Origin of the sequence: Burkholderia sp. M6-3 (assembly GCF_050858985.1) — a bacterium.
Taxonomy (GTDB): domain Bacteria; phylum Pseudomonadota; class Gammaproteobacteria; order Burkholderiales; family Burkholderiaceae; genus Paraburkholderia; species Paraburkholderia caledonica.
Genome location: NZ_CP110091.1, coordinates 1783648 through 1805082, shown reverse-complemented (window position 1 = coordinate 1805082; position 21435 = coordinate 1783648). Strand labels below are relative to the sequence as shown.

Below are 21435 nucleotides of genomic sequence, written 5' to 3'. Positions count from 1 at the left end.
AGTTTTGCTGGGACAAGTTGAATTGCGACAGCACAGGTATTGATTGCGAGCCACCAATCAAGCACCACAAAAAAAACGGGCCCACCCTGGTGGTAACATTTGTTGTCACGCATACCACTTTCTCAACTCCGTTCCGGGCCATCGCATGCCAGACAGTTTCGACCAGCTCGCGGCCCTGATCCGGGCGCGCTTTTCCGAACTGAGTCCGCAATTCCAGATGGGCGCGGCCTTCCTGCTTGACCATCCGGACGAGGTCGCGGTCTCGTCGATGCGCAAGGTCGCCGAGCGTGCGCAAGTACAACCGGCGTCGCTCGTGCGCCTGTCACAGCAACTCGGCTTTCCCGGCTGGAACGAACTGCGCAATCTGTTCGTCGCACGCGTGCGCACCCGGCCCGAACCGCTCACGAGCCGCGCTCGCTCGCTTGTCAAATCGAAGGACGCGCTGGCCAACGATCTTCTCGTCGCACAGCAACACAACCTCGAAGTCACCGCGGCACACAACGGCCGCGTGATAGTAGAGGCAGCGCGCTTGCTGCGGCGCGCGCCGCACGTTCATGTGGCCGGTTTCCGTTCATGCTATCCGGTCGCGTTCGGGCTCGTGTACGGCTACCGGTTTTTCCGCTCGTCGGTGTCGCTGCTCAACGGCGAGGCCGGCACGCTCGAAATGCAACTTCGCACGGTGGAGCGCGATAGCGCCACCATTGTCATCAGCTTCGCACCGTACTCGGTCGAAGCCGCGCGCGTCGCGGGAGCCGCGCTCGAAAAAGGCAGCAAGCTCATTGCCATTACCGACAGCGCCGTTTCGCCGATTGCGCTGAACGCGGACAAAGTGCTGATCTTCGCGCACGAGAGCCCATCTTTCTTTCCATCGCTAGTCGCAGCCACGGCGATCGCAGAATCACTCGTGGCGCATCTTCTGGCACTGGAAGGCGCGGACGCCGTCGAACAGTTGAGCATCGCCGAGCAGTCGCTGCATGCGAAAGGCGTGTACGTGCCTTGATGTGAACCCTTTGTGAAATCGCCAGTGGTGCGGTTACGCACCGTTGTACAACAAATGGTGTTGCGCCGCAGGGCGATGTGCGTGGCCGCGGACTCTTCGTCGGCGTCGAACTGGTTCGGGAGCGGGGCAGCAAGACGCCTTTCGACGCGGGCCTGAAAGTGCATGCCGCAATCCGGCGCGAGGCGATCGCGCGGCTTGATGGTCTATCCGATGGGCGGCACGGTAGACGGCAAGATCGGCGATCATGTGTTGCTCGCGCCGCCGTTTATCTGCACCGCGAGCGATATCGACGAGATCGTCAGCCGGCTGGCCGATGCGATCGGTGCTGCTTTGGTCGCCGCGTCGGCCACTACGTTAGCCGCTGCTCGGGCCGCGCCGTAAGCGCATGCGGCTGCCTGCCGTTGACCATCTCAGCCATTCCCGTCAACTTGCGAGACCGACGATGACCGAGCGTTTGCCCTTTTTCGATGTCGGCGCTGCCACGCCCGAACAGAAGGCCGTTCTCGACGAGATTTTGTCCGGTCCGCGCGGCAATCTGAACGGACCGTTTCTCGGCTGGATTCACAGCCCTGAACTCGCGCAGCACGCGCAGCGTCTCGGCGCGTTCTGCCGCTATCGCACCGGCCTGCCGCTGCGCCTTTCGGAGTTCGCCATTCTCGTGACGGCGGCTCGCTGGCAGGCGCAGGCGGAGTGGTACATCCACTATCCGATCGCGCTCGAAGCAGGCGTTGACGAAGCGGACGCCGAGGCGATCCGCACCGGCCGGCGGCCCGATTTCGCGAACCCGGACGACGCGCTGATTCACGACTTCGCGAGCGAGTTGTACGACACCAGGCGCGTGTCGGACGCGACCTATGCAAAGGCGGTCGAGCGTTTCGGGCACACGGTGGTGATCAACCTCGTCGGGCTGCTCGGCTACTACGCGCTCGTCGCGATGACGCTCAACGTGTTCGGTATGCGCGCCATCGGCCAGCACAGCCTGCCGTTCACCGAGTAGCCTGCAACGGCCGCGGCGCGGCGGCGTATGTCACCGTCACGGCATTGGCACACGGAAGCGCCTATCATGAAGGTCGGTCCACGTCCGCGCCTGTCACGCAGCGCCGCACTCGCGACCGATGCCAAAGCCGCGGAACATCCGGGCGGGACCGTTGCGGCGGGCATTGCGATCAGTCGTGCGGCGCGTGAAGCAGGGCACAACAGGAGAGAACGATGAAGCGCAAGGCATCAGCAGTCTGGCAAGGCGGTCTGCAGGACGGCAAGGGCTCCATTTCTACCGACAGCGGCGTCCTCAAGGAGACTCAATATTCGTTTTCCACGCGTTTCGCGGACGGCATCGGCACGAATCCCGAAGAACTGATCGCGGCTGCGCACGCGGGCTGCTTTTCGATGGCGCTCTCGGCGGAATTGGGCAAGGCGGGCATCTCGCCGGAACGCATCGGCACCACTGCAACGGTCACGCTCGACAAAGACGGCGGCGGCTTCACGATCACCGCCGTGCATCTGGACGTAGCGGTGAAAATTCCTGGCGGCGACAAGGCTGCGTTCGACAAAGCCACCGCGGACGCCAAGGCGGGTTGTCCCGTGTCGAAGGTACTGAACGCCACCATCACAATGGACGCGAAGCTCGAAACCTGAGCCAGGCATCGGCAACCGGCGGCGCGCAATGCTGCCCTGCATTGTTCGCCGCGCATCGAAACTTCCGCGCAACCCACGCCGCAGTGCCGGCATCTTGCGCCGGCGCGGCGCCTCTCCAATGGCATCGCGATGACAACCCAAGCCGAAAAAGCAGCGCAATTCAGGGCGCTGCATGCAGCGCAGGACGCGTTCGTTATTCCAAACCCGTGGGACATCGGCTCGGCGCGGCTTCTCGCGCTGGCCGGCTTCAAGGCGCTCGCGACCAGCAGCGCCGGCTACGCGTTTTCGCGCGGCTTGCCGGATAACGCCGTGGGCCGCGCGCAGATGATGGTTCACCTCGCTGAAGTCGTGGCCGCGACCGATTTGCCGGTCAGCGCCGATCTGGAGAACGGTTTCGGCGATGCGCCGGAAGACTGCGCGGAAACCATCCGCCAGGCGGCTCGGGCAGGCGTGGTAGGCGGCTCGATCGAAGACGCGACCGGTCGCGCCGACGAACCGATCTACCCATTCGAGGCCGCTGTCGAGCGCGTGCGCGCCGCCGTCGAAGCGGCCCGCGCACAGCCGTTTCCTTTCACGCTGACCGCGCGCGCGGAGAATTACCTCGCTGGCCGTCCGGATCTCGACGACACGATTCGCCGGTTGCAGACCTACCAGGACGCCGGCGCCGACGTGTTGTACGCGCCCGGCCTCAAGACGCGCGAGGAAATCGCCGCCGTGGTCGGCGCGCTGGAACGTCCCGTCAACGTGTTGATGGGCCTGCAGGGCGTACTGCTCAGCGTCGACGAATTGCGCGCGATGGGCGTGCGGCGCGTGAGTGTCGGCGGTTCGCTGGCGCGCGCGGCCCTTGGCGCGTTCCTGCGCGCCGCGCATGAGATACGCGATCACGGCACCTTCGGTTACACAAAAGACGCGGCGAGTGGCAACGAACTCAACCAGCTTTTCGCCAAGGCCGAAGAAAAGTGGCCGACGCCGGGCTAGAAAGGGCTGCTGTCCCTGATCGACAGTCAGCGCAACGGCAATGCGGAAGTTATCGGTCGTTTGACCGGTACCGCCGCGATTGCAGACATGAGATCCTTTTGCCGTTGCCGCCGCGCTCGCATTCTCTTCTAACTCTTCACGGAATCATCAGGATGGACGATAAGGACATTCCTCTTGCCAATAGCAACGTCGCATATGAAACCTTGCTACGGGAGAACGGCTGCACCGTCGCTAAAACGACTGTCCGCGCGGGCGGCGAGACGCAATGGCATCACCACAGCAACGTCAGTGACCGCTTTCTCGTAGTCAGCGGAGTGCTGACTGTGGAGACGAAAATCGACGGCCTGGTCAAGAGTACAAAAGTGCGTGATTTCTTCAATGTCGATCCGGGTGTCGTTCATCACGTGAAGAACGAGACGGAAGAAGATGTCGTCTACATCATGGTTCAGGCGGGAGGCGCCCCCGACATCGTGCTAGCCGCGGCTCCAGGTTGAGCGTCGAGCCGCTGCACGAGTTGAGCGATCACAGCAAGCCCATTGCCGATGCCCTGAGCGTGGCTACCGCGCGCGTTGAACATTCGAGCTTGCGAAACACGCTCTCCACATGCGTGCGCACCGTGCTCGGGCTGAGTGCCAATTCCTGCGCGACTTCCTTGTTGCTCGCGCCTCGCGAAATGGCGCGGAGCACGTCGATCTCGCGGGCAGAGAGTCGTGCGCCTTGAGGCGTGCCGCTGGTGGCACGTCTGGCGACGGCCGCGCCGTCACCCAGCACTGCCTCCACCGCGCGGCCATCCAGCCGGCCGCTTGCCGCTTCGTCACGCAACTGCTTCGCCGCTGCGTCGGCAGGGAATGCCGCACGCCACGGACGCGCCGAGCGCAACGCGACCCACACCACCGACGCCGCCAGTATCCGCGCCTCGAGCGATAACGCCGCATCGCGCGCCGCACGAAAGTAGCCGGAACCGTCTAGGCGTTCGTACGCATGCGATGCAAGTTCGGCCGCTTCGCCGAGCGCCCCGGCCTGCTGGCCCGCGCGCCAGGTCCAGTAAGGGACGAGGCGTATCTTTTCCCAGGCGCTCGGCGGCAGGCCTCTCGCCATGTTCCAGACATTGTTTGGAACCGCCGCGCGGCCAATACCGTGAATCAAACCCGCGCGATAGACGCGCCGGTGTGCCGCTTCGTCCGGCGTGAGCCGCGCACAGCCAGCCGCTGCCGTCGCGGCCACTGCGCGCGAGAAGCCGGTCATCCACGGCAGCTTCAGGTCGATCACGTCGGCGATCAATTCGGGCGACGTCGCCTGTTGCATTCGCGACGTCGTCAACGCGGCGTCGAGATCGGCAGGGGACAGCTGATCCAGTTCCGTCAGCCAGGAGGGCGCATGGCGCGCGGCCGTATCGACGAGCCGCGCCGGATAGCGGGTGTCGGCGCGTTGTGCAAGCAGCCCGAGTGCCCGTTCCATACCATACGTGCGGGCGAAGACCTCCAGATCGCCGGCGAGCGCGATTACGTACACCGAAACCGGCACCGCCGCTCCCTCCAGACGCGCGGGGAGCCCGTTGCCGTCCCATGTTTCGAAGATGTGCCGCAACGCAGTTTCGGTTGCGGGTGCGAGGCCCAGCATGCGCGCGATTTCACCCGAGACCTCACAGTGAATTTGCGCGAGCGGCGTGAGCACGGCGGCGACGCCGCCTAGCGCCTCGAGCGGCTCGATCCAGTCGACGCGACCTTCGAGCATCGCGACGCGGCTTGTGATGTCGTCGCCGAAAACGTCGGCGAAGCCCGCGGCGTTCGCCGTGCAGCCTGACCAGCGCAGCATCGACGCCTCGCGGACGGTGTTGCATGCCGTCGCGTCGATGCCCGCGGCTTCGGCAATGCGCGCCGCGAGCCATCCTGTGCGCAGCGAATGGTCGGTTGGCTGGCCCATGCTCAGATCGCCGATGAAGGCGAGCGCCTTTACCGAATCGAATACGCGCAGCGGCGTGTGACTAATATCGTCGTCGATCGTTGGGGTCATGTGAACAATCACTTTTGGGAACGACTGGTAACTATATGCGATCCCGCGTTTTGAGGAAGGGTCGGTCATCTGACCGATGCCGCCGATGAGCGCGAAATGCGATGCTGTCATGCGATTGTTACCACCGATCAGACTCGACTACACACGGAGTGTTCATGTCCTTCCGACTTCAACTCGTCGCTTCGGCGATTGCCCTCACGCTCGCTAACGCCTCGTTCGCTCAACCCTCGGCGGACAAGCCCGAACGGATCAGGGGCACCATCCAGTCGTATTCAGCCGGCACGCTGCAGGTACACCGGCGCAGCGGCGAAACGGTCAGCATTGCAGTAGACGATTCAACCGGCCTGAATGCGGTGAAAGCCGTACAGCTTTCGGATATCAAACCCGGTACTTACGTAGGAGCCGCCGCAATGCCGGGCGCTGACGGCAAGCTCGTGGCGAAGGAAGTCCTCGTATTTCCCGAGGCCGCGCGCGGAACTGCGGAAGGTCACTATGCATGGGACCTGGGCGCGAATAGCTCGATGACGAACGCGAACGTCGATACGGTCGTGCAGGGCACCAGCGGTCGCGACCTCAAGCTTTCGTACAAGGGCGGCAACAACACCGTTACGGTGCCCGCGAACGCACCGGTCGTCACGCTCATTCCCGCTACACGCGACGAACTGACCTCGGGCAAGCGGGTGTTCGTCGTGGCGAGCCACGGCGCAGGTGCCGCCTACAAAGGGCTGCAGATCGTCGTGGAGAAGGACGGGGTGACACCCCCGATGTGAGTTGGACCGTCACGAGCGTTATCTATGAAAGCCGCTGACGAGGCGCCACGGTAGCGGAGATCAGAAAAGGAATTGCAATGAATGAACATCCCATGAATGCCAATAGCGTTCGAGAAGAACACTGGCTAACGCGTTACTACTTTATGCGGACCGCGTTTTCAGCGGTTTGGGTCGCGCTTGCTTTTTCGGTCGGGCAACGCTCGCCGGAGGCGACCGCAGCTCTGCTTTTCGTCTATCCCGCATGGGACGCGCTGGCCAATTACTTTGACATGTCGCGCAGCGGCGGAATGGCGGAAAGCCGCACGCAGGCAATCAACATTGTCATCAGTGTCATCACGGCGATTGCAGTAATTCTGGCGTTGAGAACCAGTATGAGTTGGGTGCTTGGCGTCTTCGGAGCGTGGGCGATACTGTCAGGGCTCTTGCAACTCGGAACTGCGCTGCGCCGCTGGAAGCGCTCTTCGGCGCAATGGGCGATGGTTCTGAGCGGCGCACAATCGGCGCTGGCAGGTGCTTACTTCATCGTGCAAGCCGGTGTGGCGATGCCTCCGGCTATCACACGCATAGCGGGATACGCCGCGGTGGGCGCAATCTATTATCTGGTTTCCGCGGTGTGGCTCTATGCACGCCGGTTGCGCCGCAAGGTCGCTTGAACGGCGGAGAGAACTGGCCATTCTCACGACGCCACTCGCTCTGCATGTGCTTCATGAGCCGTTCGAATTTGGCCGTATGATCTTTTTCCGCCGCGCCCAGAGCCGCTTTATAGAGGTGAGATTCGGCTGACGCCGGCCTTGCCGCCGACGTCGGGCGAACATTCGCCTGAGAGAAAACTTGCGTCGGCCGAGTCGGACATCGAATCGTGGCCGTCCGTCGTCAAGTGGCTGCGTCGCCAACTGGCGGGCGGTAGGCCGAATTCCCGCTTGAATGCGCGATTGAACGCCGCCTCCGACTCATAGCCGACCCGCTCCGCGATAGCCGTAAGCGACTGCGCTCCGTCACGTAACGCCTGTGCCGCGATTTGCAGACGCCAGCGCGCCAGATATTGCATCGGTGGCTGGCCAAGCAATTGAGTAAAGCGCTGTGCAAGCGCCGAACGTGAGAGGCCCGCTTTGCGGGCGAGTTCATCGACCGTCCAACCATACGCCGGTTGCGCGTGCATCAACGCGAGCGATCGTCCCACGAAACGATCGCTGACGCCGGCCAGCCATCCCTTGCGGTCCGCAGGCAGCGCATCGACACAACGCCGTACCGCCTCCACGAAAAGCAGTTCGGACAAACGTCCGAGCACGATCGCGCTGCCTACGCGCCATTCTGCTGCCTCTACAGCCGCGAGTTTCAACGATGACTCCAGCCACGCGGATCTCGCGTCGTTGCGCATGTCGATCTTGAACATACGGGGCAATGCCGACAGCACCGGATTGGTCAGCGTGTCGTCGCAGGCGAGGAAGCCGCAAATGAGCCGCGTTTTCGCTCCGCCCCCACCGAAACTCAACCTGATTACGTCGCCCGGCGTAGTTTCCAGATACTGCGAGAGCATCTGGTGGGAGGGCGCCGGTTCGAGTTCGAGCGAACTGCCCATTAGATGCGCTTCACCCTGCGGTACCACGAGAAGTTCTCCGGCATCGACGCAGATAGCGGAGGAGGGGTCGTCGACGAGTCGTGCGCGACAGCTTCCTTCGGTAATGAGGTGATAGGAGACGATGCGCTCCGCGCGCGGCAGAAACGACACGCACAACTCCCGGGTCGCCTCGCCGAAAACACACCAGGGTGCAGTGAAGTCTGCGCTTAGATACACCGCTCCACTTAGATGCACGAGGCGAAGTACGTCGGAAAGAGCATCCATGGAGTTGTCCATCAGTTTCGGCGTCCTGCGCAAAACATCTGGACGACCGGTCATTCACCGATATGGCTTGCGTCCCGATACTAGCACTCACGCGAATCCGCAACAACGAACGGTAGAGCGTCGACTTACACCATCAGGAGAACGACATGAGTTATCCAGAGACTTATCGCGGTCAATGCTTTTGCGGTGCAGTGCAATTCACGGTAACCGGCGAGCCCGCGGGCATGGGTTATTGCCATTGTGAGTCGTGCCGTAGCTGGTCGGCGGCGCCCGTCAATGCATTCACGCTGTGGAAGCCAGAGGCGCTGAACGTTACTCGCGGCGCTGATGATATCGGCACTTACAACAAGACGCCGCATAGCTATCGCAAGTGGTGCAAGTCATGTGGTGGACATCTCTTTACCGAACATCCCGGACTCGAACTGATCGACGTGTACGCCGCGGTCATCGCCGACTTCCCATATGACGCGGGTGTGCACGTTCACTACACGGAGTCGCGCCTTCGAATGAAAGACGGCCTGCCCAAGCAGAGAGATCTGCCGGGTGAAATGGGTGGCTCGGGTATCAGCGTCGCCGAATAGTCATTGCATCTCCCGGTTCAGTTTCGATTCGCCCGATCGTCGCGCGGGCCTTTTCGCAGTGCAAGTTCGCGGCGTCATCTGAATGGCAGCTACTCCGAGCATTGACTCACCGCTGCCCTTGGTTCTCAGGAGTCGTTTATGTCCGCAGTCGATTCTTCTTTTTCGCCCGTCGCAGACTTCGCTGCCATCAAGGTTCGTCAACAGGCCGCGTGGTCGACCGGAAATTATGCTGTCGTCGGCACGACGCTGCAGATCGTCGGAGAAACTCTGTGCGAAGCGCTAGACCTGCGCGCCGGTTCGAGCGTCCTCGACGTTGCAGCAGGCAATGGCAATGCCACGTTGGCGGCCGCGCGCCGCTGGTGCGATGTCACTTCCACTGACTATGTCGCCTCACTGCTGGACGCCGGTCGTGCCCGCGCACAAGCAGAAGGTCTTGCCGTCAAGTTTCAGGTAGCGGACGCGGAAGCGCTGCCGTTCCCGGACGCCTCGTTCGACATCGTGATGTCGACGTTCGGTGTGATGTTCGCTCCGGACCAGGCGAAGGCAGCGGCTGAACTGGCTCGTGTGTGCAAGCCGGGCGGCCGCATCGGCCTCGCGAACTGGACACCGGATAGCTTCATCGGACAAGTGTTCAAGACAATCGGCGTGCACATTCCGCCACCCGTGGGCGTGGCATCGCCTGCGCTGTGGGGCACGAAGGCGCGGCTGGAAACACTGTTCGAAGGCAAGACCCGGAACATCGTCGCGAACAGCCGCCATTTCACGTTCCGTTACCGCTCCCCGGAGCATTTCGTGGAAGTGTTCCGCACGTTTTATGGACCGGTGAACAAGGCATTTGGCGCACTCGACGGCGAGCGGCAAGCGGCGCTTCTGGGCGATCTGATGACCTTGATAAAGAGCCGAAATCGGTCCGGTGACGCGACGCTCGTGCTGCCTAGCGAGTACCTCGAAGTGGTGGTGGAACGATCATGAACGGCGTCGAGCGCAGGGTCGCCGTCCTGCTCGGATCCGCCTCGCGCCTCTGGTCGATCGCTTGCCTGATCGGTCTCCGGCACGGTTCGGTGATGATTGCGTTGCCACTGTGCTCGTCTGCGTGCTTTTTCGGTCTTCGATTCGTGCTGAGAGTGTTGGGTCTTTCGGCTTGACTGCCGCTTCATTGCAATCTGCTGCTTTACCGCGCCTTCGTGCGCGGTAAAGCAATTCATTTCGTCATACTACGCACGTTACGCATGACACCCATGCGCACACGCAACGCATTGGTACTGTCAAAAATGATGCGTTTACTGCTGCAAAAAAACTTGCATTTTGCGCGGGAAAAACTACCTTGATTAAACAAAGCAGTTCGGGCTCGGCAGCGGAGGGGACACATGCCGGCTACACGTATGATGATTGCGCGTCGCGCGGGCGTGAGCGTTGCCACGGTCGATCGTGTATTGCGCGACGACCAGGCCGTGCGTCCCGAAACGGCAGAGCGCGTGCATCTGGCACTCTCGGCGCTGCGGGACGACCGCGCGAGTCGTGGTCGTCCCGCCAAGATCAATTCCTATCGCGTCGCCTTCGTTCTCCCTCAAGTCAATTCGCGCTTTCTCGATCACGTCGAGCGTGACATCGCACTGTCCGCAAGCTTCTTTCGCGAGCATCGGATCATTCCGTCGTTCTACCGGTGCGACTTTTCATCTCATCGCGACACCATTGCTTTCACGCAGCAGGTCATCGACTACGACGCGTTGGTACTCGTTCCGCTCGACTACCCAGCGGTCGAACGTCTTATCGAAGACACGAGCGATGCAGGCGTGCCCGTTGTCACGGTGTTCTCTGATTTGCCCGCCAGTCGCCGCGCAGCATATGTCGGCGTGGATAACCGGATCGCAGGACGCATGGCGGGTGCGTTAATGGGCCGCTTTCTCGGTGCGCGCCTCGGCACGGTGGCGGTCCTGTCGGGTTCATCGCGCCTGCACGATCAACTCGAACGGCGCACCGGGTTTTCACAAGTGCTCGAAGAAGACTTCCGCAATCTGCGCTGGATCGCCGAACCGGACTTCACCGAAGACGACGACGGCGCGGGCCTCGCCGCGCAAGGTCTCATTGCGCGTCACCCGGATCTGGTCGGCGTTTATGCAACGGGTGGCGGCATTTCGGGCATTGCAAAAGCATTGCAGGAGTCTGGCGACAAGGCTCGCCTCGTGCTGATCGGCCATCAATGCACCGCGGCGACTCGCACGCAGTTATCAGAACGTGCTATCGACGTGATCCTCGATCAGGACGTGCGCGGCATCGTCCACTGGTCGGGTCTCGTTGCGATCAATTGTCTTAACGACGTGCGTGGCGCGCTCGCCATTCCAACGCCGGAAACCAGAATCTATCTTCGTGAGAATGCGCATGCCTGAAGCTCGCGACACGCGGATTGCAGTCCGAATCCGCTGAGCTCAAATACAGCACCCGGCGCATGGGCGCTGTTCCACAGCAGGTTGGAGACCCGGGAAAGACAAGGAGAAGACAAATGTTACGTCTTACGTCAGCAAGGGTAATAGCGGCGGGCATCATTGCGTTGGGACTCGGCATGGCACCGGGCGCGCAGGCACAGGACAAGCAGTTGACGCTATGCTGGGCAGCATGGGATCCGGCCAATGCACTCGTCGAATTGTCGAAAGATTTCACCACGAAAACCGGCATTAAAATGAAGTTCGAGTTCGTGCCGTGGACGAGTTACGCGGATCGCTTCATCAACGAACTTAATTCGCATGGCAAACTATGTGACCTGATCATCGGCGACAGCCAATGGATTGGCGGCGCGGCAGTCAACGGTCACTATGTGAAGCTCAACGATTTCTTTGCGAAGAACAAGATTTCGATGGACGACTTCGTGCCTGCAACTGTGGTGGGTTACGCGGAGTGGCCGAAGAACACGCCTAACTACTGGGCGTTGCCGGCCATGGCAGACGCAGTGGGCTGGACGTACCGAAAGGACTGGTTCGCTCGCCCTGAACTGCGTGCCGAATTCAAGCAAAAATATAAACGCGAACTCGAACCGCCCACCACACTGGACGAACTCAAGCAAACCGCGGAGTTCTTTCAGGGCCGCAAGATAGACGGCAAGACGGTCTACGGAGTCTATATCTTCACGGAGCGCGGTTCTGAAGGCATCACAATGGGCGTGACCAACGCGCTTTACAACTTCGGCTTCGAGTATCAGGACCCCAAGAAGCCGTATCGCCTCGACGGCTTCGTCAACTCACCCGGCGCGGTCAAGGGACTGGAGTACTACAAGGCGCTTTACAAGTGCTGCACGGCGCCGGGCATGACCAACGCGTACATGCAGGAAGGGCTGGACGCCTTCAAGTCCGGCCAGGTGGCCATGCAAATGAACTGGTTTGCATTCTTCCCCGGACTCTACAAAGACCCGAATGTGGGCGGCGACAAGATCGGTTTCTTCGTCAACCCGCGCGAAACGAAGCAGTACACGCAGCTTGGAGGACAGGGCATTTCGGTCGTCGCTTATTCGGATCATAAAGACGATGCGCTCGAGTACATCAAGTGGTTCGCGCAGCCAGACGTTCAGAAGAAGTGGTGGCAGGTTGGGGGCTATTCGGCGGCGAAATCAGTGGTCGATGCGCCCGACTTTCCTAAGAGCGCACCCTTTGCGCCGGCGTTCCTGAAGTCGATGTCGATCGTCAAAGACTTCTGGGCTGAGCCCACTTACGCGGAACTCCTGCTTGACATGCAAAAGCGGGTGCATGACTACGTGGTGGCCGACAAGGGCACGGCCAAGGAAGCGCTGGACTTGCTCGTCAAAGACTGGAACAAGGTCTTCAAGGCGGAAGGCAAGAACTAGCGCGTATCGAGGACGGGACCGGCGGCGCCTTCACGGATGCCGCCGATGCCTTTAAAGGAGCTAGCGATGCTGGCAAACAAGCCTTTTTCGTCGGCGGGGATGAAGTCGCCGGCGGCGGCGCGCGCGCATACGCGTCTGACTGGATTGTCGGACAGAACCATTGCGTGGCTGTTCATTCTTCCAACAATTCTGCTGCTGCTCGCGATCAACATCTTTCCGTTGATCTGGGCATTGCGTCTGTCGTTCACGAACTTCAAATCGAACATGCCGAGCGTGCCGGCGCGATTTGTCGGAATCGACAACTACGTCGACATTCTCACGGACGAAGACATCTGGTACGCAATGCAGGTAACGGCGCGCTTCGTGTTCTGGTCGGTTGGCCTCGAAGTGCTATTGGGTTTCGGCCTCGCATTGCTCATCAACCGGCAGTTCCGCGGCCACAGCTTCTGGACCACGCTGATCCTGCTGCCGATGATGCTGTCGCCGGCAGTGGTCGGAAACTTCTGGACGTTTCTGCTGCAACCGCAAACGGGGCTGTTCAACGATATTGTCGGCTTCTTCACCGGCATTGCGCCGGGCTCGTTTCAAATGATCGGCGACGTGTCGCTCGCGCCGTGGACCATCGTGATGGTCGATACGTGGATGTGGACACCGTACGTGATGCTTATCTGTCTCGCGGGCCTGCGCTCGATTCCCGACTATATCTATGAAGCCGCCGAGGTGGATCGCGCAACGCCGTGGCGGCAGTTCTGGTCGATCACGTTGCCGATGACGCTGCCGTTCCTGATGCTCGCCGTGCTGTTTCGCGGCATCGAGAACTTCAAGATGTTCGACATGGTGAACCTGCTGACTTCGGGCGGACCCGGTTCGGTGACCGAAACCGTATCGATCACACTGAAGCGCGCTGCTTTCGAGAAATGGCAGACAGGCTACTCATCCGCACTGGCAATCATTCTGTTCGTGACGGTATTCGGTGCGGCGAATATTTACGTCAAGGCGCTCAACCGGGTGAAACAGCGATGAGACCGACTACCGCTCAACATTCGGTGGTGGCTTCTTCGCCACGCGGCAAACGCTTTGCCGCTGCGATCGTCATCACTTACGCATTGATCGCAATCTTGCCGATTCTGTGGATTTGCCTGACCAGCTTCAAGACGCAGGAAGATGCCATTGCCTATCCACCTGTCGTGTTGTTTCAACCTTCGATGGAAGGCTATGTGAATCTGTTCACGATCCGTTCGCGGCAAACGCCGGAATTCATTGCGAGTCTTCCGCCCGCGCAGACATGGTATGAGCGCGACGTACGCAAGCGAAACATGGTGATTGCCGGCCCGTCCAAAGTACTGCCGCGCTTCGTCAATTCGCTGGTGATCGGTTTTGGCTCGACCTTTCTCGCGGTATTTCTCGGCACATTGGCGGCCTATGCATTCTCCCGTTTCAAGGTGCCGCTTGCCGACGACCTGCTGTTTTTCATTCTGTCGACGCGCATGATGCCGCCGATCGCGGTCGCCATTCCGATTTACCTGATGTATCGGGCGCTCGGTCTGAGCGACAGCTACGTCGGCATGATCGTGCTCTATACAGCGGTCAATGTATCGCTGGCGGTCTGGCTTCTGAAGGGCTTCATGGACGAGATTCCCCGCGAGTACGAAGAGGCCGCGCTCGTGGACGGCTACACGCGGCTTCAGGCGTTCGTTAAGGTCGTGCTGCCGCAGGCCATTACGGGCATTGCCGCGACCGCGATTTTTTGCCTGATTTTCGCGTGGAACGAGTACGCGTTCGCGTCGCTGCTCACGAGCGGCGATGCCCAAACCATGCCGCCGTTCATTCCGTTCATTATTGGCGAGGGCGGTCAGGACTGGCCGGCCGTCGCGGCTGCGACGACGCTTTTCGTGGTGCCTATTCTCATCTTCACTGTCGTGTTGCGCAAGCATCTGCTGCGCGGCATCACCTTCGGAGCGGTGCGCAAATGAAACGAGAGTCCGTTTTGCCACAAAAACATTATTTGCGCCGCGGCTACAGCGAGGCAGTGTCGACCGCACTGATCGGTCTCGGCATGGCAATGCTGGTTCAGCCGTTTTCGCTGACACTGTTCACGTGGTCGTTTCCCGTGATCCTGGTGGGTGCCCTGGCATTTGTCGTGACCAGTCATTTCCCGGACTGACGCCATGTCGACGATCGTTCTTGCCAACCTTCACAAGCGCTTCGACGACTTTGTCGCTGTGCGCGACACCAGTTTGACTATTGGCGCGGGGCGCTTCGTCGTGTTGCTGGGTCCGTCGGGCTGCGGCAAAACGACGACGCTGCGCATGATAGCGGGCCTGGAGTTGCCCACCTCTGGCCAGATCCTGATAGACGGTGACGACGTGACGCAATTGCGTGCACGTCAACGCGACATCGCATTTGTGTTCCAGATGTTCGCGCTTTATCCGCATATGACCGTGCGCAACAACATCGCTTTTCCGCTCAGGAACGAGCATGTGTCCCGCAAGGAGATCGCGGCGCGTGTGGATGCCGCCGCGCACATGCTGCGTATCGAGAACATTCTCGATCGCAAGACGGGCGGCCTGTCCGGCGGCGACCGGCAGCGCGTGGCGCTGGGCAGGGCGATCGTTCGGCAGCCGAAAGCGTTTCTGATGGACGAGCCACTCGGCACGCTCGATGCGGATTTCCGCGAGCTGATGTGTCTCGAGTTGCGAAAGCTGCATAACGCACTGGGCGCGACGACCGTTTATGTCACGCACGATCAAAGCGAAGCGATGGCGATGGCCGACGACATTGTCGTGATGAACAAAGGCGAGTTACTGCAAGCCGGACCGCCTCACGAGATTTATCACTTTCCGGCGACTGTGTTCGTCGGTAATTTTATCGGCAGTCCGCCCATGAATTTCCTCGCGGCGGATGGCGGCGTGGAGGCGGGCGGCGAACAAGTCCTGCTGCACGGAGCAGCAGTGCCGGTGCCGCGCTCGGAGGCTGGCGCTGAACGCGTGCTGCTGGGCATTCGTCCCGAGCATGTGACGATCGATCAGAACGGCCCGCTGCGCGGCAAGGTCATTGCCGATGAATACCTCGGTTCGCATCAGGTGCTGGTGGTCGAAACCGCATTGGGCGTCGTGCGGGTGCGAGTCGGCAAAGACGATGGTTTGCCGGCCGGATCGCCGGTCGGTTTGTCGTTTCGCAAGGACCGCACGCTGCTGTACGACGCGCATAGCGGCCGGTTGCTGCCGGGCGCCGCTCGCACGATTCCTGCACACGGAGAAGCTCATGGCTGAAATCCAGTTGCGCAACGTGTCCAAACGCTTCGGCGACATTGCGGCGGTGGACGATATCTCGATCGACGTGGCCGACGGCGAGTTCGTGGTGCTGCTCGGACCGAGCGGCGCGGGCAAGACCACGACGCTGCGTCTGATCGCCGGACTCGAGCGGCCCGACGCGGGCGACGTGCTGATCGACGGGGCGATTGCGACGGGCGTGCACCCGTCCGATCGCGATGTCGCTTTTATCTTCCAGCAATACTCGCTGTATCCGCACCTGACGGTGTTCGGCAACCTGGCGTTTCCGCTGCGCTCGCCGAGACGGCGCAGCAGCGAAGCGGATGTGCGTGCGCGGGTTCACGCGGTCGCCGAAATGCTGCACATGGAAGCGAAACTCGACAACATGGCCACACATTTGTCCGGTGGCGAGATGCAGCGCGTGGCGATTGGGCGCGCGCTCGTGCGGCAGCCAAAGGCGTTTCTCATGGACGAGCCGTTGTCATCGCTCGATGCGAAGCTGCGTGAGGAGTTGCGCATCGAACTGAAGCGCCTGCATCGCACGATCGGTGCGACCATCGTCTATGTCACGCACGATCAGGTCGAAGCGACCACGCTCGCGGATCGCATCGGTATTCTCGATCATGGGCGTCTCGTGCAACTCGGCACGCCGCGCGAGGTGTACGGCAATCCGGTCTCGCTAAGCGCCGCGCAACGGCTCGGCTCTCCGCCGATCAACCTGCTGCCGCCCGCACTGTTCGACTCGGCTCACATGCCGGCCGGCACGGCGACCGTCGGGATTCGTCCCGAGGACATCGTGCTGCACGATCCGGGTGAGGGTCACGCGAGCGGCGCACAGGATGCACTCGATCTCACGGTGCTCGAATATTCGCCGCTGCGTCATCTGCTGATTCTGGATCGCGCCGGAACCGCCGTGGTCGCGACGACCGTCACCGAGCGCAGTTTCTCACCGGGGCAACGGGTCGGCGTGTCATTGCCTCCACGCAGCCTTTTATATTTCCATGCCGACGGCAGGAGGATCCCGACATGAACGGCGAAACGGTCATGGCGTGCATCGACGCCGCGTATGCGGCGTTGAAGGAGCATACCGACGAGATTGCGTCGCTCGACCAGCAGATCGGCGATGGAGATCACATCTTCAATCTGCTGCGCGGCATGGAGGCGCTCCTTGCGGTGCGCGCGGAGATCGCGGCGCAAGCGCTCGGCCCCGCGCTCGAGATAGCGGCGGCCAAGGTGCTGTCCACGGTGGGCGGGTCGTCGGGTCCATTGTTCTTCTCATTACTTAGCGGGATGGCGAAAGCGTCTGCGAACAATGCAATGGATGTGGCTGGCTTCGCTCGCATCTTTGCGGCGGGGGTCGAGGCCGTTGGGCAACGAGGCAAGACCGGCGTCGGCAGCAAGACGATGATGGACGTCTTGATACCGGTCGCGCAGCGCTTCGAGCAGTTGGCGACAGACAACGCAGCGGCGCGAACGGTGCTCGACACCTTGCCGCGAGTCGCCGAGGAAAACATGCTGGCAACGCGCGACATGCTGGCAACCAAGGGACGCGCATCGTTTCTCGGGGAGCGCTCGCGCGGGCATATCGATCCGGGCGCGCGCTCCAGCCAGATCATGATTGCCTCGGTATGCGCGCGGCTCGCGCAACACAACGGACAAGGAGCATGACGATGAAAAAATTCATCAATCATGTGGACGATTTTCTCGCCGAGAGCTTGGCGGGATTCGCCGCGGCGCATGGCGATCTGGTCGTACTCAATCGCGAACCGGTGTTCGTGCGGCGCAAGGACCTGAGGCCGGGGAAGGTCGCGCTTATCTCGGGCGGCGGTTCTGGGCACGAACCGCTGCATTCAGGATTTGTCGGCCACGGCATGCTCGACGCCGCGTGCCCAGGCCAGATTTTCACGTCGCCGACCCCCGACCAGATGATGGCTGCCGCCGAGGCCGTCGATACCGGCGCGGGCGTGCTGTTCATCGTAAAGAACTATTCGGGCGATCTGATGAACTTCGAAATGGCCTCGGAGATGTCCGAGGTGCCCAACGCGATGGTGCTGATCAACGACGACGTCGCGGTGGAAAACTCCAGCTATACGACCGGGCGCCGTGGGGTCGCGGGCGCGGTCATCGTCGAGAAGCTGGTGGGCAGCCTCGCGGAAAGCGGCGCGAGCCTCGATGAATGCAAGGCGTTTGGCGATCGCATCAACAAACGTACGGCTTCGATGGGCGTTGCGTTCTCCAGTTGCACGGTACCGGCAGCCGGCACGCTGACCTTCAAGATCGGCGACGACGAAATCGAGGTCGGTGTCGGCATACATGGCGAGCCGGGCAGGCGGCGTGCGAAATTTGCGTCCGCGGATACGATCGCAGCGGAGTTGCTCACCGCGATAGTCGACGACCTCAAGCCGGCTGCGGGGGCGGGCTTGCTGGTGATGGTGAACGGCCTTGGCGGCACGCCGCTTGGCGAGCTTTACCTGCTGTTCAACTCAACGCGCGCGTGGCTCGAAAAGCGGGATCTGAAAGTTGCCCGTGTGCAGGTTGGGGCGCTGACTACGTCGCTCGAGATGGCTGGCGCTTCAATCACGCTTTGCATGCTCGACGAACAGATGACGAAGCACTGGGACAGCGCGGTGCATACGCCGGCGCTGAGGTGGGGCGTGTAACAGCGGGCGGCGGCGCGAGCCGACGCGCTTCGTTGTCGCTTCAAGCCGCCGCGCCGCGTAAGTCCCTGATATGTTGGTAGACGGTAGCGCGTCCCATCCCCAGTACATTCGCGACGTAGTTGGCCGCGCTTTTACCTTTGAATGCGCCTTCCGCCCACAGCGCTTCAACGATCTCGCGGCGATGATCTCGAGTTAGGGAATTGAGTGCCAACTGACGCTCCTGAAGCCACGCGTGAAGGAAGGTGTTGATGCGTTCCTGCCAGTCGTCCTTGAATAGTTCTTCGGGCTGTTTAACCACGCCGGCGCCGGAAATCACGCGATCTATGACACTCTTGACGTCTTCGAACACCGAGATGTTGTAGTTCACGCACATCATGCCAACAGCAGTTCCGGCGTCGTCGAACAGGACGGTGCTCACGCACCGCATCCGCCGTCCGTCCCAATTGGTTTTCTCGTAGGGACCGACCGTGCCGGAGTCCGCTGAGTGATCGATTTCTTCCAGTGCAGAGTCGTCGCCCAGTTCGCGCTTTGAAAGGTTATTGGCGATGTAGGCGACCGTCTGGCTAGCGAGGTCATGAATGACGATCTCGACATATGGAAAGAACAGTAGGGCAATGCCATCAGCAACGCGGCTGTATCGATCGAGAAGTAGCCGACGGCTGGCCGTTGTCTTAGGTTTTCGCATTTGGGTGACTGCTCGCAATTTTCTCAAGATTCGCACGGGCACGGAGTCCGCATTTTGCCACGATGGGCGCGCCCATCATTCCAGAGAGCAGGTGCCTTCCTCGACTTCATTCGGGAGCCGCTTACACGCGAGCTCGCTTATTCAGGTACGTGAAGAGTTCATAGGCAATGGCGACGTCTTCAAGGCCCAAACCAATCGAGCGGAAGAACGCATGCTTTCGATACGATGGCTTGGCGGCCTTGCCACACGTCAGTTCAGCGAGATCACCCACCACAGATTCGGAACGCCAGCCATGGTGTTCAGCGGCCAGTTTCATCTCCCCCGCGCTCGAGGGTGTGGTGTTGCGGTAGTCGCAGTAGACGTCCATGTTGGCAAGCCAGGCGGGTGGGACCTCGTGAGCGTTCGCCACGTTGGTACTGATAGACGTGATAAGCGCTGGCTTGTCCAGCATGCTTTCGTGCAGAACCGGTGTGCCCGACGAGGTACACAGCGCAATCACGTCAGCGGCAGCGACACAGTCCTGAATTCCGTCACAAATGGAGACCCTGGGATCGAGCGCAGCCAGCTGCGCACACTTCGCTGTGTCGCCAGCAAGCTCCGGCGAAAAGATCCGTATCGACTCCCATGGCCTAACCGGTGCGAGATGGCGCAAATGAGCCTGTCCTACCGCGCCCGAACCGATGATCGCAAGTCGGCTCGCCGTGCCGTTGGCAAGCTGCTCGACAGCTAGTGCCGTTGCGCCGGCTGTGCGCTCCACCGTCAGCAGGCCCGAGTCACACCACATCAGCGGTTGTCCCGTTTCCATGGACATCAGGGCCGTCCATGCGGTGATGACCGGCTTCGACTGCGTGACGATGTACGGCGAGAGCTTTGCGCCGAACACCTTCGCATCCGCCATCACGCCGAGGTAGGTAATGAAGTCACCGGCGCCTTGCGGAAACGGAGTCAGCGTCTGCTCCGGTTGCACGGCCATGTCACTTCCGAGCGCGCGAAACATGCGTGCAAGCACGTTGCGCACGTCGAGATAAGGCAGTGCTTCCAGCACTGCGTGTTGATCGACGATCAGGGGTAACCCTCTATCTGACATGCTCATTGACTTGCGCTCCGCAATGTTGCCGGGGTCGGCGATGAAAGGCATTCTAAGTCAAAACGTCCAGACTGGACTTTTATTTTAGAAAACACTTGATTTTCTATTTGTCCAGAATAGACTGTCATTCCAGAGAACGTGTGAGGCGACGATCCTGCCGCTTCATCCGATGTCTCAAACTAGGCCTATCCGCCGTTGTCCATGCAGTCAACCGTCGCCGCCCGACCACACAGGGGACCTCTCATGTTCCGGAAGCTCCAGTTCTCACTTCTCCTTGTCGCTGCCACCGCAGCTTCTCTGAGCACCGTTACCACGCAGGGTCAGGAAACCCTGCGCTTTGGCATAGAGGCGGCCTACCCGCCGTTTGAAAGCAAGTCCCCCACTGGTCAACTGCAAGGCTTCGACGTCGATGTGGGCAATGCAGTGTGTGCAAAGCTGGGCATGAAGTGTGTGTGGGTGGAGAACGCGTTCGACGGACTGATCCCGGCATTGCAAGCACGAAAATTCGATGTGATCAATTCCGCGATGAACATCACTGAGAAGCGCAAGCAGTCGATTGAATTCACGAAACCAATCTACGTAGTGCCCATCGTGATGGTGGCCCGACGTGCCTCCGGCCTGCTGCCGGACGTGAAGAGTCTGCAGGGCAAACGTGTTGGCGTGCTGCAGGCCTCCTCACAGGAAGACTTCCTGAAGCGGCACTGGGCGCCTGCCGGCGTGACCGTCGTTCCGTATGCGGACCAGGATCAGGTCTACGCCGATCTCGTTGCCGGACGACTCGACGCCGCGGTCCAGGAAGCTCAAACGGTGCAGGATGGATTCCTCGCAAAGCCCGCGGGCCACGAGTATGCGATCGTCGGCAAGCCGTTGAGCGATCCTGCTACTTTGGGCGAAGGCACCGGTTGGGGCCTTCGCAAGGGCGACAAGGTGTTGGTCGCGAAAGTCGATGCCGCGCTTGATGCGTTGAAGAAAGACGGCACATTGAGCAGTCTTTCGCAGAAGTACTTCAAGCAAGACATCATCGCCAAGTAACGCATTGACGAGCCTGCGGAAGGTCATCGCGCAGCCCGCTGCCAGGC

The 21435-nt window shown here is 61.0% G+C and carries 23 protein-coding genes and 1 pseudogene; 20 read left to right on the top strand and 4 right to left on the bottom strand.

What is annotated here, in order from left to right; translation table 11 throughout:
• The first annotated feature begins 145 nt into the window (after positions 1-145).
• The 6 genes and pseudogenes from OH764_RS25485 (at position 146) to OH764_RS25460 (ending at position 4107) form a co-directional block, all read left to right on the top strand.
• Entirely contained in the window at positions 146-1000 is an 855-nt protein-coding gene (locus OH764_RS25485; RefSeq protein WP_498848960.1) for a MurR/RpiR family transcriptional regulator, read from the top strand.
• Between the two features lie 71 nt (positions 1001-1071).
• Positions 1072-1381 (top strand): annotated as a pseudogene (locus OH764_RS25480) (aspartate aminotransferase family protein); the annotation flags it as partial.
• 61 nt (positions 1382-1442) lie between these two features.
• A complete protein-coding gene (locus OH764_RS25475) occupies positions 1443-1997 on the top strand; it encodes a carboxymuconolactone decarboxylase family protein (RefSeq protein WP_498848959.1) in 555 nt (184 codons plus the stop codon).
• A gap of 212 nt (positions 1998-2209) precedes the next feature.
• A complete protein-coding gene (locus tag OH764_RS25470) occupies positions 2210-2635 on the top strand; it encodes an OsmC family protein (protein ID WP_020070885.1) in 426 nt (141 codons plus the stop codon).
• 129 nt (positions 2636-2764) lie between these two features.
• Positions 2765-3613: an isocitrate lyase/PEP mutase family protein gene (locus OH764_RS25465; RefSeq protein ID WP_498848958.1), complete on the top strand. Its 849-nt coding sequence runs from the start codon at positions 2765-2767 to the stop codon at positions 3611-3613.
• 152 nt (positions 3614-3765) lie between these two features.
• Positions 3766-4107, top strand: a complete 342-nt coding sequence (locus OH764_RS25460) for a cupin domain-containing protein (protein WP_498848957.1) — start codon at positions 3766-3768, stop codon at positions 4105-4107.
• A gap of 28 nt (positions 4108-4135) precedes the next feature.
• Here the strand turns inward: OH764_RS25460 and OH764_RS25455 are convergent, their stop codons facing one another.
• Positions 4136-5626, bottom strand: coding sequence for an HD domain-containing phosphohydrolase (locus OH764_RS25455; protein WP_498851290.1), 1491 nt, complete (start codon positions 5624-5626; stop codon positions 4136-4138).
• A gap of 155 nt (positions 5627-5781) precedes the next feature.
• On the opposite strand from OH764_RS25455, the gene OH764_RS25450 reads away from it, so the two are divergent.
• Positions 5782-6396 carry a hypothetical protein gene (locus tag OH764_RS25450; RefSeq protein WP_498848956.1) on the top strand — a complete coding sequence of 205 codons (615 nt, stop codon included), beginning with the start codon at positions 5782-5784 and terminating at the stop codon, positions 6394-6396.
• A 77-nt stretch (positions 6397-6473) separates the two neighbouring features.
• The gene (locus OH764_RS25445; RefSeq protein WP_498848955.1) at positions 6474-7049 is read left to right on the top strand and encodes a DUF308 domain-containing protein; all 576 of its coding nucleotides are present in this window, start codon (positions 6474-6476) and stop codon (positions 7047-7049) included.
• 107 nt (positions 7050-7156) lie between these two features.
• On the opposite strand, the gene OH764_RS25440 is transcribed toward OH764_RS25445, so the two are convergent.
• A complete protein-coding gene (locus OH764_RS25440; protein ID WP_498848954.1) occupies positions 7157-8239 on the bottom strand; it encodes an AraC family transcriptional regulator in 1083 nt (360 codons plus the stop codon).
• A 146-nt stretch (positions 8240-8385) separates the two neighbouring features.
• Here OH764_RS25440 and OH764_RS25435 point away from each other — a divergent pair, with 146 nt between their 5' ends.
• The 11 genes from OH764_RS25435 to dhaK all read left to right on the top strand — a co-directional run bounded on the left by OH764_RS25435 (position 8386) and on the right by dhaK (position 18584).
• A complete protein-coding gene (locus OH764_RS25435) occupies positions 8386-8820 on the top strand; it encodes a GFA family protein (RefSeq protein WP_498848953.1) in 435 nt (144 codons plus the stop codon).
• Between the two features lie 138 nt (positions 8821-8958).
• Positions 8959-9792: a class I SAM-dependent methyltransferase gene (locus OH764_RS25430; protein ID WP_498848952.1), complete on the top strand. Its 834-nt coding sequence runs from the start codon at positions 8959-8961 to the stop codon at positions 9790-9792.
• Positions 9793-10187: 395 nt separating this feature from the next.
• Positions 10188-11207, top strand: a complete 1020-nt coding sequence (locus tag OH764_RS25425; RefSeq protein WP_498848951.1) for a LacI family DNA-binding transcriptional regulator — start codon at positions 10188-10190, stop codon at positions 11205-11207.
• 113 nt (positions 11208-11320) lie between these two features.
• Positions 11321-12652, top strand: coding sequence for an ABC transporter substrate-binding protein (locus OH764_RS25420; protein WP_498848950.1), 1332 nt, complete (start codon positions 11321-11323; stop codon positions 12650-12652).
• A 66-nt stretch (positions 12653-12718) separates the two neighbouring features.
• Positions 12719-13675, top strand: a complete 957-nt coding sequence (locus OH764_RS25415; RefSeq protein WP_027778466.1) for a carbohydrate ABC transporter permease — start codon at positions 12719-12721, stop codon at positions 13673-13675.
• Complete coding sequence (locus tag OH764_RS25410) at positions 13672-14625, top strand: carbohydrate ABC transporter permease (RefSeq protein ID WP_027778467.1); 954 nt, start codon at positions 13672-13674, stop codon at positions 14623-14625. Before OH764_RS25415 ends, OH764_RS25410 begins: the two co-directional genes overlap by 4 nt.
• Complete coding sequence (locus tag OH764_RS25405; RefSeq protein WP_498848949.1) at positions 14622-14816, top strand: hypothetical protein; 195 nt, start codon at positions 14622-14624, stop codon at positions 14814-14816. The genes OH764_RS25410 and OH764_RS25405 overlap by 4 nt, the downstream gene beginning before the upstream one ends.
• A 4-nt stretch (positions 14817-14820) precedes the next feature.
• Entirely contained in the window at positions 14821-15924 is a 1104-nt protein-coding gene (locus OH764_RS25400; RefSeq protein ID WP_498848948.1) for an ABC transporter ATP-binding protein, read from the top strand.
• Complete coding sequence (locus tag OH764_RS25395) at positions 15917-16954, top strand: ABC transporter ATP-binding protein (RefSeq protein WP_498848947.1); 1038 nt, start codon at positions 15917-15919, stop codon at positions 16952-16954. Before OH764_RS25400 ends, OH764_RS25395 begins: the two co-directional genes overlap by 8 nt.
• Positions 16951-17592 carry a dihydroxyacetone kinase family protein gene (gene dhaL, locus OH764_RS25390; RefSeq protein ID WP_498848946.1) on the top strand — a complete coding sequence of 214 codons (642 nt, stop codon included), beginning with the start codon at positions 16951-16953 and terminating at the stop codon, positions 17590-17592. Before OH764_RS25395 ends, dhaL begins: the two co-directional genes overlap by 4 nt.
• Positions 17593-17594: 2 nt before the next feature.
• Positions 17595-18584 carry a dihydroxyacetone kinase subunit DhaK gene (gene dhaK, locus OH764_RS25385; RefSeq protein WP_498848945.1) on the top strand — a complete coding sequence of 330 codons (990 nt, stop codon included), beginning with the start codon at positions 17595-17597 and terminating at the stop codon, positions 18582-18584.
• 40 nt (positions 18585-18624) lie between these two features.
• Here dhaK and OH764_RS25380 read toward each other — a convergent pair whose 3' ends face one another.
• On the bottom strand, positions 18625-19269 hold the full coding sequence (locus tag OH764_RS25380) for a helix-turn-helix transcriptional regulator (RefSeq protein ID WP_020070866.1): 645 nt from the start codon (positions 19267-19269) through the stop codon (positions 18625-18627).
• A 121-nt stretch (positions 19270-19390) separates the two neighbouring features.
• Positions 19391-20362 carry an ornithine cyclodeaminase family protein gene (locus tag OH764_RS25375; protein ID WP_498848944.1) on the bottom strand — a complete coding sequence of 324 codons (972 nt, stop codon included), beginning with the start codon at positions 20360-20362 and terminating at the stop codon, positions 19391-19393.
• Between the two features lie 237 nt (positions 20363-20599).
• Here OH764_RS25375 and OH764_RS25370 point away from each other — a divergent pair, with 237 nt between their 5' ends.
• Entirely contained in the window at positions 20600-21388 is a 789-nt protein-coding gene (locus tag OH764_RS25370) for a type 2 periplasmic-binding domain-containing protein (RefSeq protein WP_498848943.1), read from the top strand.
• Positions 21389-21435: the final 47 nt, after the last annotated feature.